This is a genomic window from Sodalis sp. C49, from assembly GCF_046352915.1.
In the GTDB taxonomy this organism is placed as follows: domain Bacteria; phylum Pseudomonadota; class Gammaproteobacteria; order Enterobacterales; family Enterobacteriaceae; genus Acerihabitans.
The window spans coordinates 4,706,807-4,723,303 of the sequence record NZ_CP163303.1 but is presented as its reverse complement, the minus strand read 5'-3'; the positions used below and the strand labels follow the sequence as shown (position 1 = coordinate 4,723,303).

General features: G+C 61.2%; 7 protein-coding genes and 2 tRNA genes. 3 read left to right on the top strand and 6 right to left on the bottom strand.

Translation table 11 applies throughout. The annotated features are described in order from the left end of the window. Nucleotides 1–6: 6 nt before the first annotated feature. The gene (gene mltA, locus ABUK12_RS21335) at nt 7–1,170 is read right to left on the bottom strand and encodes a murein transglycosylase A (RefSeq protein ID WP_410013692.1); all 1,164 of its coding nucleotides are present in this window, start codon (nt 1,168–1,170) and stop codon (nt 7–9) included. 216 nt (nt 1,171–1,386) lie between these two features. Between mltA and ABUK12_RS21330 the strand changes: the two genes are divergently transcribed. Both ABUK12_RS21330 and ABUK12_RS21325 read left to right on the top strand, forming a co-directional pair. Continuing rightward, nucleotides 1,387–1,463 (top strand) — tRNA-Met (locus ABUK12_RS21330). A 92-nt stretch (nt 1,464–1,555) separates the two neighbouring features. Continuing rightward, a tRNA-Met gene (locus ABUK12_RS21325) sits at nt 1,556–1,632 on the top strand. Between the two features lie 83 nt (nt 1,633–1,715). Here the strand turns inward: ABUK12_RS21325 and amiC are convergent. Continuing rightward, nucleotides 1,716–2,972, bottom strand: a complete 1,257-nt coding sequence (gene amiC / locus ABUK12_RS21320) for an N-acetylmuramoyl-L-alanine amidase AmiC (RefSeq protein WP_410013691.1) — start codon at nt 2,970–2,972, stop codon at nt 1,716–1,718. Between the two features lie 231 nt (nt 2,973–3,203). On the opposite strand from amiC, the gene argA reads away from it, so the two are divergent. Further along, complete coding sequence (gene argA, locus ABUK12_RS21315; RefSeq protein WP_410013690.1) at nt 3,204–4,538, top strand: amino-acid N-acetyltransferase; 1,335 nt, start codon at nt 3,204–3,206, stop codon at nt 4,536–4,538. Nucleotides 4,539–4,609: 71 nt separating this feature from the next. Here argA and recD read toward each other — a convergent pair whose 3' ends face one another. The 4 genes from recD to recC all read right to left on the bottom strand — a co-directional run bounded on the left by recD (nt 4,610) and on the right by recC (nt 16,432). Beyond that, on the bottom strand, nt 4,610–6,460 hold the full coding sequence (recD, locus tag ABUK12_RS21310) for an exodeoxyribonuclease V subunit alpha (protein ID WP_410013689.1): 1,851 nt from the start codon (nt 6,458–6,460) through the stop codon (nt 4,610–4,612). Next, entirely contained in the window at nt 6,460–10,026 is a 3,567-nt protein-coding gene (gene recB, locus ABUK12_RS21305; protein ID WP_410013688.1) for an exodeoxyribonuclease V subunit beta, read from the bottom strand. The genes recD and recB overlap by 1 nt, the downstream gene beginning before the upstream one ends. A gap of 15 nt (nt 10,027–10,041) precedes the next feature. Further along, complete coding sequence (gene ptrA / locus ABUK12_RS21300; RefSeq protein ID WP_410013687.1) at nt 10,042–12,936, bottom strand: pitrilysin; 2,895 nt, start codon at nt 12,934–12,936, stop codon at nt 10,042–10,044. Nucleotides 12,937–13,018: 82 nt separating this feature from the next. Further along, nucleotides 13,019–16,432 (bottom strand): exodeoxyribonuclease V subunit gamma, encoded by a 3,414-nt coding sequence (gene recC / locus ABUK12_RS21295; RefSeq protein WP_410013686.1) that lies wholly within the window; start codon nt 16,430–16,432, stop codon nt 13,019–13,021. Nucleotides 16,433–16,497 lie beyond the last annotated feature (65 nt).

Genomic DNA, 16,497 nt, shown 5'->3' with positions numbered 1-16,497 from the left:
TAGCATCTAATTATCGTAGGTAACCTGTACCTGGCCGGTGCTGGCCCGGGTTGTCAGGCCCTGGCTCTCGCCCGTGAATAACGGGGCGCTGTCCTGCGACCCTTTCAATACCCATACCCGGCCGTAGTGGTTGTAATAACCCGCCGCGTGGCCGGCCTCGGCGCCGATGCCCTGGTAGATATCAAAATGCTGTCCTTTTATGGCGCCGCCCACATCCAGGGCCACCATCAGGCGCATCTCATATTTACCGGTAAATTTGCCGGCGTTGTCCAGCAGGGGTACCTCCGCCAGCAGCGTGGTGCCGGCCGGGATCAGCGAGCGATCCGACGCCACCGAGGCCTTGGCCACCAGCGGCACGGCGCTGGCGCCTTTTACCGGCGCGAAGGGAACCGGCCTGAAGAACACATAGGACGGATTCTCTTCCAGCAGTTGCCGCACCTCGGTCTCGCTGTGGCGCGAGGCCCACTGGCGAATCGCCTGCATCGACATATCCTCGCGCGCCACTTCGCCGCGATCGATCAATATCTTACCGATGCTGCGGTAGGCGTGTCCGTTTTTACCGCCATAGCCAAAAAAGGTGAGCGGCCGGCCGTCGCCGTAATCCACATAGCCGCTGCCCTGCACTTCCATCATAAAATTATCCATCAGCGAATTACTGTAGGCGATGGCCAGATTACGGCCGTCAAGCGCGCCCGCGTAGATGGCGGCGCGGTCGGGCAGGCGGTTCCTGCCCTTGGGCGGCATGCGGTACAGCGGATACTGAAATTCGCCCTGGGGCGTATAGCGGGCCTGAATCACCGGCGTGTAATAGCCGGTGAACTGTACATTGCCGTAATTATCCACCCCTTCCATCTGGTAGGCCTTGACGCCGAACTGGCTGAGCTGGCGGGTATCCGCGCCCGCCATGGCCCAGCGCTTGACGGCGTCGAAATTGGCGCTGTTGCGGCTATACAGGCCCGCGGCGGCGTATTGCGTTTCAGCCACCTGATCGGCGTAGTCCTTGGCATTAACCGGTCTCCCCTTGGCATTGGGTTCATTGACCAGCCCGAACGGCTGGGTAAGAAGACCATCTTTATACTGTTGTCCACGATCGGTGGGGCGCGACGAACAGCCGGCCAGAATGGCGAAAATCAGGCCAATGAAAAGATAGTGTGCCCATTGTTTGTTCATAACGTTCTCATGCCGGTTCCATTTGCCTATGTATCAACGGCGAACGATAGCAAAGGCGGTTCAATAGATAAATGCATTATTGCAAAAACAACCGTCTGTTTTGCTTATAAAACAGGCAAAAAAGCGCCTCTTTAAACAAAAATCATTATAGCAGGCGATTAATCGCAAAAAGGGGTTGCATCAAAGGCTGTCCGGAGTATAGTGCGCTTCCACGGACGCGGGGTGGAGCAGCCTGGTAGCTCGTCGGGCTCATAACCCGAAGGTCGTCGGTTCAAATCCGGCCCCCGCAACCAATTAAGCAGTAAAAGTCATACGTTAAGAAAAGAATTAAAAAAAAGAGTAAAAGAAGCAAGCATCTGACTGCTCACAGATGTAGTATATCGGACGCGGGGTGGAGCAGCCTGGTAGCTCGTCGGGCTCATAACCCGAAGGTCGTCGGTTCAAATCCGGCCCCCGCAACCACTTCTTGAAAAATGACAGGCTAAAGCGCTTAACCCACTCTAAGGTGGGTTTTTTGTTGTCTGCATTACGCAAAACGCGCCGCCTCACCGGCCCGAGATCACCCCACCCGCCGCAAAATACGCCTTGATGCCCGCCAGGATGGCGTGCGCCACCTGCTGCTGGAAATGCGTGGTGCGCAGGCGCCGCTCCTCTTCCACATTGCTGATAAACGCGGTCTCCACCAGGATGGAGGGAATATCGGGCGCCTTGAGCACCGCAAAACCTGCCTGATCCACGCTGCGTTTATGCAGGTGCGCGATTTTCCCCAGATGATGCAACACCGCCTTGCCGAATTTCAGGCTGTCGTTGATGGTGGCGGTCTGCACCAAATCAAACAAGGTATGATCCAGATAGCGGTCGCCGCTTTTGCCTACCCCGCCGATATCGTCCGCGGCGTTCTGGGTTTGCGCCAGGAAACGCGCAGCGGCGCTGGTGGCCCCTTTGGTGGACAGCGCAAACACCGACGCGCCGCGTGCCGCGCGGTTGGTAAACGCGTCGGCATGAATGGAGACGAACAGATCCGCGCGCTGTTTGCGCGCTTTCGCCACCCTGACCTTCAGCGGAATAAAGACATCCTCATTGCGCGTCATATAGACTTTCATATTGGGCTCACGGTCAATCAAGGCGCGCAGGTGGCGGGCAATCTTGAGCACCACATCCTTTTCGCGGGTGCGGAACTTGCCGATGGCGCCAGGATCCTCACCGCCATGGCCGGGGTCGAGCATGATGACAACCGGCCGGTCGCGCCCGGCTTTGCCGGCGCGCGGCGCCTGGGATTCGGGCGGCAGGCTGCGCGCAAGATCGCCCTGATTGTAGTCCTCCAGCAGCGCCAGCAGCGGATCGTCCTGCAGCGCGGAACGGCTGCCGGCCCGGGGATAGAGATCCATGATGAGACGATGTTTGAACCCGGCCACCGGCGGCAGGGCCAGGAAGCGCGCCTGGACCGGCTGCTTCAGTTCGATCACCATCCTGGCGGTGCGATCGTCAAACTGGCCGGCCCGTATCCGGCTGATGTAGGGGTCCGCTTCCCTGACCAATTGACCGGCGCCCTTCAGCACCGAATTAAGCTGGGCATCCTGGATATCCACCACCAGCCGGTCGGGATTGCCAAGGACAAACTGGCGATAGCGCAAGGGGGACTGGGATTCAAGCGTAATGCGGGTATAACTGGCTGCGGGCCAGATGCGCACGGCCACTACCAGCGGCGCCGCCATTCCGATGCGACTGAGCGTTAACAGCCAGGTGGCGGCGGTTGCCTGCAGCAGTCGCCTGCGCCCCTTATTATGATGTGAATCCGGCATATCGCCCCAGGATAAAAGCTAATATAATGAAAAAGCAGTCATTTTTTCGAATGGCAAAAACTTTAGCGAATCCGCCGGTATCTGTCATCCTTAAAAGGCTCTATGCTTAGTGCTTCGGGGTTTATTTTCGATTCTTTACAAACAAGAATGGGGAAAAATGCTGCTTGCCAATACCCTATTTATAGAATAAAAATACACAAAATCAGAATAATCATTCACAGAGGATTTGCCGTGAAGGAACGTAGTACTGAACTGGTCCAAGGCTTTCGTCACTCAGTTCCCTATATCAATGCCCATCGGGGCAAGACGTTTGTCGTCATGTTAGGCGGCGAAGCCATCGAACATGAAAACTTCGCCAACATCGTTAATGATATCGGCCTCCTTCACAGCCTGGGCATCCGCCTGGTGCTGGTCTACGGCGCACGGCCGCAAATCGACGCCAATCTGTCGGTGCACCACCTGGAACCTATTTACCACAAGCACACCCGCGTCACCGACGCGCCGACCCTTGAACTGGTCAAGCAGGCGGCCGGCCTGCTGCAGCTGGATATTACCGCGCGGCTGTCCATGAGCCTGAACAATACGCCGCTGCAGGGGGCGCATATTAATGTGGTCAGCGGCAATTTTATCATTGCCCAGCCGCTCGGGGTGGACGACGGGGTGGACTACTGCCACAGCGGCCGCATCCGCCGTATCGACGACGAGGCGATACATCGCCAGTTGGACAGCGGCGCTATCGTGCTGCTCGGGCCGGTGGCGGTATCGGTAACCGGCGAGAGCTTTAACCTGACCTCGGAAGAAGTGGCCACCCAGCTGGCTATCAAACTGAAAGCGGAAAAGATTATCGGCTTTTGTTCTTCGCAAGGGGTGTGTGACGATAAGGGCGAGATAATATCCGAACTGTTTCCCAATGAGGCCCAGCTGCGTATCGACGCGCTGGAAAAAAAAGGCGATTACCATTCCGGCACGGTGCGCTTTTTGCGCGGCGCGGTGAAAGCCTGCCGCAGCGGCGTGCGCCGTTGCCATCTGATCAGCTATCAGGATGACGGCGCGCTGGTGCAGGAACTGTTCTCCCGCGAAGGCATCGGCACCCAGATCGTGATGGAAAGCGCGGAACAGGTGCGGCGCGCGACCATTAACGATATCGGCGGCATCCTGGAATTGATACGCCCGCTGGAGCAGCAGGGCATCCTGGTGCGCCGGTCCCGCGAACAGCTGGAAATGGAAATCGATAAATTCACCATTATCGAACGGGACAACCTGACCATTGCCTGCGCCGCCCTTTACCCCTTTCCGGAAGAACAGCTGGGGGAGATGGCCTGCGTGGCCGTGCATCCCGATTACCGCAGCTCGTCGCGCGGCGAAATGCTGTTGCAGCGTATTACGCAACAGGCGCGCCAGATGGGGCTGAAAAAGCTGTTTGTACTGACGACGCGCAGCATTCACTGGTTCCAGGAGCGCGGTTTTACCCCGGCGGAAGTGGAAGTGCTGCCGCAGCAGAAGCAGGCGCTGTATAACTACCATCGCCGTTCAAAAATCCTGGTGGCGGACCTCACCGGCCAGTAACCGGGCTGCGCCGGCGAGCATTCCCGGGACGCCCGCCGGCTACCGCGTGCGCCGGCAAGCCTGCCGGCGGCCTACCCCTTTAACAGCAATTCCCGCAGGCCGCTGCGCCGCTCGGTCGGCGTGGCGATGGCCTGGCTTATCACCTCGTCGTTGGCATAGACCGACAGCCGCTCGCGTGCGCGGGTAATGGCCGTATAGACCAGCTCGCGGGTTAGCACCGGCAGAAACTGGTTGGGCAGCACCAGCGCCGTATGGATAAACTCCGACCCCTGGGATTTATGCACCGTCATGGCAAAAGCGGTTTCATGATCGGGCAGACGGCTTAACGGCACCGCCTTGATGGTGCCGTCAGGCAGCGGGAAGCAGACCCGCAGCGCCGACTGCGCATCCGGCAGCATAATACCGATATCGCCGTTATACAGTCCAAGGGACGGCGCATTGCGGGTGATCATCAGCGGCCGTCCCGCATACCCCCTGCCGACGGCATCCGCCTGGCGCTTAATCAATCCCGCCTGGGCCAGCGCCTGTTCAATCCGCGCGTTAAGGCCGGCGACGCCGAAGGGCCCTTCGCGCAGCGCGCACAGCAGGCGATAGCGGTCAAATGCCGCTAACACCGCGCCCGCCCCGGCGCCGTCCCGCACCAGCCGCAGGTAATCACGATAGCCCGCCACGCACCCGTCGAGCAGGCGCAGATAGTCTTCGCCGTCGCGCACCGGCGCGTAGGCCACGTCCTCATCACGCCCGGATTTCAGCAACGCCAGCGCCCCCCGGCCATCGCCGCTGTTAACGGTATTGGCCAGACGGCCGATGCCGGATCCCGCGTCAAAGCGGTAGCTTTTACGCAGCAGGCACAGGCTGTCCCCCGTCTGGTGTCCCGCCACGGGCGTACCCGCCGGCACCTCGCAGCCGGTAAGCCGCCGCAGCTGCGCATTACGCCCGGGACTATAGCCGTTCTCCGCCAGAAAGCAGATATCGCCCAGCACCGCCCCCGCTTCCACCGACGCCAGTTGGCAACGATCGCCTAAAAAAACCACCCGCGCCCGCGGCGGCAGCGCCGCGATCAGGCTGGCCATCATCGGCAAATCGACCATCGAGGCTTCGTCGACAATCAGGATATCTACATGCAGCGGATTATCCTGATGGTAACGCATGCGCTGGCTGTTGGGCTGCGCGCCCAGCAGCCGGTGCAGCGTCACGGCTTCAGCGGGAAACAGCCGCCGCTGCCGTTCGTCAAGGCCGAGCGCCGCCAGCGCCGCGCCAAGGGACTCGCTCAGGCGCGCCGCCGCCTTGCCGGTGGGCGCCGCCAGCTGGATACGCAGACGGGCATCGCCGCCCAGCACCACCATGGCGGCCAGCATTTTCGCCACCGTCGAGGTTTTACCGGTGCCCGGGCCGCCGGAAATCAGCGCCACCGGATGGGTGATAGCCACCGCCGCCGCCACTTTCTGCCAGTCCACCTCGCCGGCGCCGGCCGGGAAAAACCGGTCCAGCACCCGCCTGATAAGCGCTTCATCCCCAGCGGGCATGGGCCGGATGGCGTTAAAAAAATGCGCGACCCGCCGTTCATTTTGCCACATGCGCTGCAAATACAACCGGCCCTGATCTAATACCAGGGGGGTGGGCCTGGAACCGTCGCTGACCGCCGGCGACGCGTTCAGCAAACGCGGCCACTCGTCCGGCGAGGGCTTGCCGGCAAGGCGCCAGGCATGCTCGGCCAGTTGCGGATGCCGGCCGTTGAACAGGCCGCCGGGCTGCAATAGCGTCAACGGCAGGCAAACATGTCCGGCGCCGGCGTCGGCGCTCAGGCAGGCGCAAGCCAGCAGCAGCGCCGGCTCATCCGCGCTCGCCAGCATGCGGGCAAACTGGATATCCAGCGGCCGCCAAAGCCGCAGTAATTGCGCCTGCTCGATCACAACGTCCATTAAATCGCCTTATACTCGCTGGTGACCGCCGCGCCCTGGCTGAATAATGTATCCAGGCCGTCAATCAGGGCCGGTTCAGGGCGGCAGTAAAATATGCCGTTGCCGGGATTATCGGCCGCGACGCCGCGCAGGAACAGATAAAAGACTCCGCCAAAATGGCGGCGATAATCATAATCCGCCAGGCGATGGCGCAGGTAACGGTGCAACGCCAGGGTATACAGCTGGTATTGCAGATCGTAGCGATGCTCCGCCATGGCCTGCGCCATCGCCTCGGGCGTATAGGCGGCATCGTCTTCGCCCAGCCAGTTGGATTTGTAGTCCAGCAGGTAATAACGGTCCTGCCAGCAGAACACCAGGTCGATAAACCCCTTCAGCATTCCCCGCACCTGGGGAAAATCCAGCGGCGGGCAGCGCGCGGACAACGGATCGTAGCGTTTGCACAGCGTATCCAGCGCGCCGGCGGTCACTGTGGCGTCGATCGGCAGATAGAACTGCAGCTCCGCCTGTTTCCGCCCCGGCGCCAGCCGGGAGAGCGTAATGCCGGAGGCGCCGAGCGGCGCGTTTAATACCCGGTCCATCCACTGCCCGATAACCGGTCGCCAGATGTCGCTGATGCCGTTTTGCGCCAGTTGCCCATTGAGCCAATCCTTATCAAGCGGCCGGGTAAAATCGAGCGATTCAAACAGGGCGTGCAGGAAGGTGCCGGGGGAGGCGCCGCGCGCAAAGGTATGGGGCGACAGCTCGGGTTCGGCATCCTGACGGCGTTCGCCCACCGCGTCGACGTCCAGCCGGGGCAGCAGTTCCATCAGCCCCGGTCCGCCGCCGTGCTGTTGCAGGCCGGAATAACTGGTGACGCGCCAATTGTCCTGCGCGCGCGGCTGAAAGCGCCGGGCGGCGAGGCTATGCCGCGCCGTCACGGCCGGTTGCCAGGGGCGCCCCTGCGGCTGGGTAATCACGTCCAGGACGATATCCGCTGCGCACAGCTGCTCAAGCCGCGCCCGCAGGACGGCGCCGCCGCCGGGCTCGCCCTGCTGTATCAGGTAGCCCAACGCGCTTTGATGCACATCGGTATCGCCGTTTTTGGCACGGGAGCCGCGAAACAGCGGCGCGATACCGATGCAACATTGATAAATGGAACGGGTCAGCGCCACGTACAGCAGGCGCAGGTCTTCCGCCAACCGCTCTTCCTCCGCGAGCGCGAGGCTCTCCTCGGAGGCCGCCAGATCCAGCCAGGCCTGGAAATCACTGCGGTCATGGAACAAGGGGCGCTTTTGCAGACGAAAATCGGCGACAAACGGCAGGAATACCAGGGGAAATTCCAATCCCTTGGACTTATGCACCGTGGTGATCCGCACCAGATGGCGGTCGCTTTCCAGCCTCAGCTGCTGGTTATCGGCCTGGGTGTTGGGCTGTTCAATCTGCAACGCCAGCCAGCGCACCAGCGCGTGTTCGTTATCCAGCTGCGCCGAGGCTTCCTGCAGCAGTTCGGCCAGATGCAGCAGATCGGTCAGCCTGCGTTCGCCATTGACGCTGGCCAGCAGGTTCTCCGCTATCTGATGGGCGATCATCACCTGGCGCAGCATCGGCAGCACGCCGCGTTGCCGCCACAGCTGGCGATACTCGGCGAACTCATCCACCAGCGCGTCCCAGGCCTGGCCGTTGTGGTTGACGGCATCGATATCCTGGGCGTCAAGCCCCATCAGGCTGGTGGCCAGGGCGCAGCGCAGGGCGTTATCCTGGCCCGGGATCAGGATTGCCTGCAACAACCACAGCAGCTCGCGCGCCTCCGGCGTTTCATAAACGCTGTCACGATTGGACAGGTAAACCGCGGGGATCGACAATGCGCTTAACGCGTCGCGCACCAGGGAGGCTTCATTACGGTTACGCACCAGCACCGTCATGTCCGAGGCCTGCAGCGCCTCGCGTCCCTTGCGGCCGTTAAGCCAGGCGCGCCCGTCCCGGCCGGCGGTCAGCAGGTCGCTGATGGCGGCGGCGCACTGGCGCGCCATTAAATGTTGGTACTCACTTACACCGGTTCCGTCCCCCGCCAGCAGCCAGACCCGCAGCGCCGGCTGCGGCGCCTGGTCGACCATCAGCGACAGCGCGTCGTTTTCCGGGGCGGCGGCGACCGGCAAAAAGGGAATTTGCGCAAAAATAAAGGGGTTTGCGAGCGATTGGAACAGGCGGTTCACCGCGCCGATCATGGGCGGCGAGGAGCGCCAGTTGGTGCCGAGAGTATAGTGGGCGCTAACTTCGCTGCGGGCGCGCATATAGGTAAAAATATCCGCGCCGCGAAAAGCATAAATCGCCTGTTTGGGATCGCCAATCAATACCAGCCCGCAGGTCGGCTGCCCGCCATAGAGGCGGCGGAAAATGCGGTATTGCTGGGGGTCGGTATCCTGGAATTCGTCAATCATCGCCACCGGATAGCGCGCGCGCACCGACTGCGCCAGGGCGTCACCGCCCTCGCCCCGCAGCGCCTCGTCAAAACGGCTAAGCAGATCGTCAAAGCCCAGTTCACCGCGCCGGCGCTTTTCGAGTTGCAGCGCGAGGCGCATTTCATCCAGCGCCAGCACAAAAATCAGCTCGCGCAGCGTCAACGCCTCCTGGAAAAACCGGTCGATTTCGTCGAACAGGGCATGTTCGGGCGGGCTGCCCTTGATGGTTTTGGCGCGCAGTACCGATTGGCGGAAGCGTTCAAGCTCTTTTGGCACCGCATAATCATCGGTTGGCGCGGCGGCCCAGGCTGACATTTTATCCAGCCACACAGGCAGGTTTTTGCTGCTGTATGAGCGCTTATCGACGCCTGAGTCGCCCACCAGGGCCGGCAACAAACCGGCGGATTGGCGCCATGACCGCTTAAGGGCGTCGATGCGGGCGATAATGCGCTCATGCCGCGCCAGGATGGACTCGGTTTTATCCGGCGGATTGCGCACCACCGGCGCCTCGCCCTGCATATAAGGCAGCAATTCAGCCAACAGTTTTTCCGGACCGTCCCATTCCTGGTGTATGGCCTGGGCGATGGCGTAAGGCAGCGGGTAGCAATGGCGGCGCCAAAAGTCGGCGCAGACCTGGCGTCTGAGCGCCGATTCGTCTTCCACCAGGGTTTGCTGGAACAACATACCCGACTCAACGGTATTCTGGCCGAGCATGCGCTGGCAAAAGCCATGAATGGTATAAATCGCCGCTTCATCCATCTGCCGTTCGGCCGCCAGCAGTAAACGGGCGGCATGCTCCGTATCGGCGACCTGGGCCAGCAGTTCTTGAAACAGGTCGTCCTTGCCGGGTTCACGCAGGGAAGGACCCCGCACGCAGGCCAGCCGCAGGCGGTGGATATTCTCCCGGATGCGTCCCCGCAGTTCCTCGGTGGCCGCCTCGGTAAAGGTCACCACCAGGATTTCTTCCACGCTGAGCGGGCGCTGATAAGCCGCCTGCTGGCCCAGCCCCAGCAGCAGGCGGAGATAAAGCGCCGCCAGCGTGTAGGTTTTCCCGGTACCCGCCGACGCCTCGATAAGGCTTGCGCCCTGCAACGGCAACGTCAGCGGATTAAGTATCTGCGCGGTCAAGGATGCTGTTTTCCTCTATTGATGAGCAAGCACGGGTAACGTCCTTTGCAGCGCCGAGGCGTTGGGATAAAGCTGCCAGCCCGCGGGCGCGGCATATTCCGCCGGAGCGTGGCCGTCGCCGCTGCCGCCAATCTGGGATAATAGCGCCAGCCCGGTCGGCGCAATCACCGCCTGATGGAAAAAATCAGCCAACTGCGCGAGCGTCAGCTGTCGCAGCGCCGCCACTACTTTAGCACGGGTATCGAAAGACAGGTTATCGCGCTCGATATCATCGGTATATTGTCCCACTTCTTCGGCCAGCGTCTGCGGCTGCTGTAGCAATTGGCTGATAATGCCTTGCTTATACTGCTCGAAATCCGCGGGCGCCATAGCGCGCAGCCGCCGTTCCGCCTCGGGGAAAAACGCCTGGTAACGCTGGTAAAGGTATGCGGGCTGGCGGGTGCCGCTTTGCAGCACAAAACCGATCCCGCCCTGGTCGCCGACAAATACTGGCACCATAAAAATCGCATATCCCAACTGTTCCTGGGTGCGCAGCTGCTGGTAGAACCAGGACTCCACGATTTGCGCCAGCATATAGCTATTAGCCATGCCCTGTATCCGGTCATAGCCGGCGGGGACATACGCCGCGGACAGCGCCGCATCAGAACTGCCGCCCTGTTTTTGCATCACGGCCAGCTGCGGCCGGGTAATCTGCACTTTGTCGGCGCGCCGCCACTGCGTGCCCGTCCAACCTATCTGTTTCTTCAGCTGTGCCGACAGCTCGGTGGCCTGCTGCGGCGTCATATTGCCCACCACCAGCATATCCAGCGCGGTGGGCTTGAACAGGGTTTCGCGGTAATCAATCACATCCTGTACCGTCATGCCGTCAATCAGGGCGCGCCGCTCATCCCGTTCCACATACGGCAGGGCCGACAACACTTTGACCGGGATCATCGCCTGCGCGTACGGCTTCTCTTTTTCCGTGCCGTCCAGCTGCTGGCGATACCAGCTTTTGGCCTGTAACAGCTGATCAACCGTCGGCGTAAAGGTGGCGTAACGCTCCACCAGGCTTAATACCAGTTGCGACAGGCGCTGGGTATACCCCGAGGCTTTAATGGTCAACCCGTCGTTTTCATAGGTGGAAAAGCTGATGCCGCCCACATAGGCCTGATTGCTGAGCTCGGCCAGATCCTGGCTGGCGATATAGTCGTTCAGGGAATAAAGCACCTGATTGCGGGCGGAAGCCATGACGGCGGGATTACGGAAATTGAGGGTGATATCCGCCCGCGGCACGTCGGCGAAATACCGGCTGGGCATATAACGCAGCCGCAGTCCCGGTTCGTCGATCAGCAGTTGCGGATAGGCCGGCGCCGCGGTGGCTTTGATTAATGAAAAATCGCTGGCGATATAGGGATTGAGCGCCGGCAGCGACAGCTGGATATGAGGCTGGGTCTGACGCCATAACGTCAGCCGTTGCGCCGGGATTTTATCCACCTGGTAAGGCGCGTTGACAAAATAAGCGCTTTTGTTATGCGGCTCGTCCGGACTGATAAACCAGATGCGGGCCTTGTCCGGCGTCATGCCGTCCAGGCGCGCGGCGATGGCCTTGGGATCGTAGCGGTCCGCCACATAGGCGGAATCGAGCACGTGCTGTACCGGCACCCGCAGCATGGAGTCCACCAGCCATTCGATATAATCCATATTGCGGGTAATCACCGGGTAGCGGAAATCCTGTTCCAGCACATGGGCAATCTCATCGAAATATTGCCTCTGTATCCCTTGTTCGCGCAGGGTCTTCAGGTAACTGAAGATTGCCGCCACCACTTCATCCCGTTGCCTGAGCCCTTTATCGCTCAGGGACGTGGCGATGGCGAACACCCCGCCGTTGCGATCGACCATGGGATCGGCGCCCGCGTCTATGGCATCCGCCAGTCCCTGTTTCTGCAACCAGTCAGCCAGGGTGTTCGGACTGCGGTTGCCAATCAGGTAACTGATATAAGTATCGGTTTTACTGCGAAAAGCCTGGCTGTTATTGGTGATGGGAAACTCGATGCGCAGCATTTTCTGCGGCTGCACCGGCTGGTAGTGGATCAGGACGCCGGTTTGCTTTTTTGTCACCGCCGGTGCGGTAATCTTGGGCACCGTAGCGTGGCGGTTGGCCACGCGTCCGTAGGTGGCGGCCGCGATCCGCGCCAATTCGGGCAACGGCTGATTGCCGTAGATCACCGCCACCATCAGGTTGGCGGAGTAATAACGATGATAAAACGCCTTCAGCGCCTGGTGCAGGTTGCTGCCCGGCTTATCGCGTAGGGTGTCGAGGTTGCCGCCGGAAAAACGCGAGCCGGGATGGGCGGGATTCATGGTTTCGGCGCGGATTTGCGCCATGCGTAAGCCGTCATTGGCGCGGGCCATGGTGAGTTCGGCATCGACCGCATGACGTTCTTTGTCGGCGTTGCCGGGATCGAGCAACGGCTCGGCGATGGCGTCCGCCAGGCGATCGATGGCTGGCTCCAGGGCGTTATTTTCCACCTCGAGGTAAAATGCGGTGCGGTAGGAGGCGGTGCTGGCGTTATGATCGCCGCCGTGCTTTTTCAGGAATTCCGCCAGGTTTTCCGGCTGTGGGTATTTTTTCGACCCCATCAGGATCATATGTTCAAGATAGTGGGCCAGGCCCAACTGGTCATCCGGGTTCTCAAGCGATCCCACCGGCACCGCGATGGCGGACAGCGACTTCACCGCCTGCTTATCGCTGACCAGCAATACCGTCATGCCGTTGGCCAGCCTGACGGCCTGGTACTGGCGTATGTCCTTGCTGCTCTTGCGGATGGTCTCCTTTATCGGCTGCCAGCCGGCGATATCCGCTACGGCAGGCGCAATGCCCAAACAACACAACACAGCACAACTGAACAATCCCACAACCAATCTACGCATTCCACTCTCCAACAACCCTGAAGGGCCGGCCATGGCCTCTTCGCTTATTTCGCGATGTATTTACCGACTATCGCCGGTGTTGTTAGCTTAACGTGCTTTTTTTCCCCCGTCGTGCCTTTTCGGCTTCCGCCAGATTGAGGCTGAACGGCGGCAGCAGGTAAGTTTGCGCCGCCTGGATAATCGCCTCGACATGCGGCGCGTTGAGTTGCCGCATCAGCCGCTGCAGGTAGGGGTCTTGTCCCTCGCCGGGCGTGTAGCCGTCCCCTTGCCAGGCCTGCATCAGCTTATCGCGCGCCTGGAGCTGGCAGGATTCCCCCCAATCAATGGCGCCCGTACCGTGGTCGTAGCTTTGTGCCAGCCATGCGCCGCCGGCGCGGTGTAATAATAGCAGCGGCGTGCTCATGCCCTGGCCATAACCCGTCACCAGCGTCAGTAAAAACGCTTTCGCCTGCTCCGGCGCCAACGCGGCAAAACGCCACTGGCCCTTGGTGCCGTACATGCGGCTCTCCCCGCCGCCGCCCATGGCGCACCATGCCAGATGCTCCAGCCACAGCGCCATGCCGTCTTTCATCGATAAAACGCCCGGACGCCAGCGCAGCAAGCCGTCGCTCTGCGTCTGGGGCAGCCAGCCGCTCAGTTCGGCGTCGCCCAGCATCAGGCTTATCTCGATGCTTTGCGCCCCATCACGGCGTTGTTCGCGCACCGTTTCAGCCAGCAGGGCCATTTCATCGCGCTGTTTGGCCCAATACAGTTCGCCGAATGCGCCGTAGGGCAGGTATCCGGCCGCCCTGAAGGTACGGTAAAGCCGGTCGGGATCTTCCCCGGCGATAAGCGTATTAAGCAGTTGGTCGTTAAGCTGGTAGCGGTCCAGGCCTTCGACGACAAACGGCTCGTCGGCGGACAGCTCGGTTTCTTCCAGGCGGAAATAGACGCCCAGACGCTGCTGGAAATAGGCGCGCACCGGGTGGCCGTAAAACCGTTTCAGCACATCAAACGCCAGCAGGGTAACCGGCTGCGGGTCCAGCGGACGGGTAAACTCGGGATGGGGCTTGCCGCCCGCGCTGGCGGCGGGCAGCCACTCCGCGGCAAAACTTTGCTGTTCGGTATCCTTGATAAAATTCTCGGCGGCAAACGGCATGCGGCTGTGCCACTGGCACAGATGCGCGCTGACCCGGGCGGCGCTGGTGTCCACATCCACCGCCTCATCCCCCGGCAGGTAAAAACTCTGCGCGACATACTCGATCAATTCGCTGACCAGCACCGACGGATAGCGTTGACTGTTATCCTGGATCGAACGGCCGATAAAACTGATGTAAAAACGCTGCTGGGCCGACAGCAATGCTTCCAGGAACAGGTAGCGGTCATCGTCGCGGCGGCTGCGATCGCCCCGTCTCGCCTGGCCGGCCATTAAATCGAACCCCAGCGGCGGCAGCGAACGCGGATAGACGCCGTCGTTCATGCCCAGCAGGCACACAACCTTGAAAGGGATGGATCGCATGGGCATCAGCGTGCAAAAATTAATCGTGCCCGCCAGGAAGCGCTGGCTGACGCGCTGCTGATCCAGCCGGGCGGATAATTCGTCGCGCAGCAGCGTGATCGACAAGGGTTCGTCATAGGCAGCCTGCAGGCCGAATTGCAGGATCTCCTGCCATTGGGTTTCCAGCAGGGCCAGCGCGGCTTCGGTCTCGCTGTCCGGCAGGAAAAAGTCCGCCGCCAGTTCCCGACAACAGGGCAGCCATCCGGCCAGGTCGCGCGGTTCCCGCAGGATGTCCCGCCAGCGCCTGAGCTGCGCCAGCAATTCCGCCAGATGGCCCACCAGTTCCGCAATCAGCCCGCTTGATTCGTCGTAAGGCAGAATACCTCGCCAGTCCCCGCTATGGCTGTCCATGGCGTACCCCAGCAGCATGCGCGTCAGCCCGAATTGCCAGGTATGCTGGCCGGTGGCGGGCAGCATCAGCTCGCGGATATTATCGTCGTCCAGGCCCCAGCGGATGCCCGACTCGGCGACCCATTGCCGCAGCAACTTCTGCCCGTCCTCGTTAATCGAAAAACGCGCCGCCACCGCCGGCACCTCAAGCAGCGCCAGCACCTGTTCGGCGGCGAAGCGGCTTTGCGGCAGCTCCAGCAAGGACAAAAACGCCGGCAGCGCCGGATGGATATGGCGCGCGCGCCGGTCGGAAATGGCAAACGGCAGATAGCGCCCGCTGCCGGCATGACCGAATACCGCCTGGATCGCGGGCGTATAACGATCGATATCCGCCACCATGACGATAATGTCGCGGGGCGACAGGCTGGGATCGTCGCCGATCATCGCCAGCAGCCGATCGTGCAGCACTTCCACCTCGCGCTGCGGACTGTGGCAGACATGCAGGCTGAGGGAACGATCGGAGGGCTGCAGCAGCCGTTTTGTCCGGCTGTTCTCCAGCGTCTCGCGGGTCATGCCGACCACGGCATGATCTTCCAGTTCCAGTATGTCGCGCTGCAGGGTGGATAGCAGGCCGTCGTCCGGCGGGTCGACAAAGGCGTCTACTTCCTGGACGCCCTCCAGTTGGGCCAGCAGATACAGGTTATCGCGGCCCAGTTTACCCCAGGAAGCCAGCAGAGGATTGCCGACCTGCTGTTCTCCCGCGTCGTTGAACAGCGCCCCGGCCTCCGCCGGCCGGCGGAAAAGGCCCTGTTCCCGTGGCTCCCGGTAATGGGTGCGTTTGCGGTTTTGCAACTTGGCCAGGAAGGCGTAATCGCGGATATCGCCCCAATAATAGCGGCAAGGGTTGGTGAAAAGCAGATGAATGTCGATATGGCGCCCCAGCGCCTGCAACGCCTGTAGATAGGTGGGGGGCAAGGCGGAAATGCCGCAGATAAATACGCGTTCGGGCAGGCCCGGCGGACATTCGGCCGCCTCTTCCAGCGTCTGGATAAATCGGGCGTAGAGGTTGGCGCGATGCCAGGGAGATTGCCCGGCCCGGTCGGTGAACGCCACCAGTTCCCGCCACAGCGGGGCTTGCCAGGACTGGGCGTCGCCCAGGTCCGGCACCGGCTCTGCGCGCTGCCAGCGCTCCAGCCAGTCCGGCCTGAAGACCAGGTATTGATCGAAAAGATCCGCGATACGGGCGGCAAACTGGAAACATTTGCGCCGGTCGCCGTCATCCTTAAGGTACTGGCAGATCACCTCGAACCCGGGCTGCTGGCACAGCTTTGGCAGCAATGCCATCAGTTTCCAGGTCATGGCATCCTTGGAGAACGCGCTCTCCTGCGGGATATCCGGCAATACGCGGGTGAACATTTGCCAGATAAAGCTTGCCGGCAAGGGAAATTCGATATTGGCGGAAATGCCGAACCGCGCCGCCAGCGCCATCTGCATCCATTGGGCCATGCCGGAGCTTTGCACCAGGATCACCTCCGGCTGGAACGGATCGCGCAGCGGACGCCCCTCGATCAGCGCGGCGGCCAGCGCTTTAAGCAAATCCAGCTGGTTTGAATGGTACACCGTAAACATGCCGCCCCCTTTCGCCTGACCCAACGGGTGTTACTCATGCCGACACTCTAGCGGTATTCGCGCTG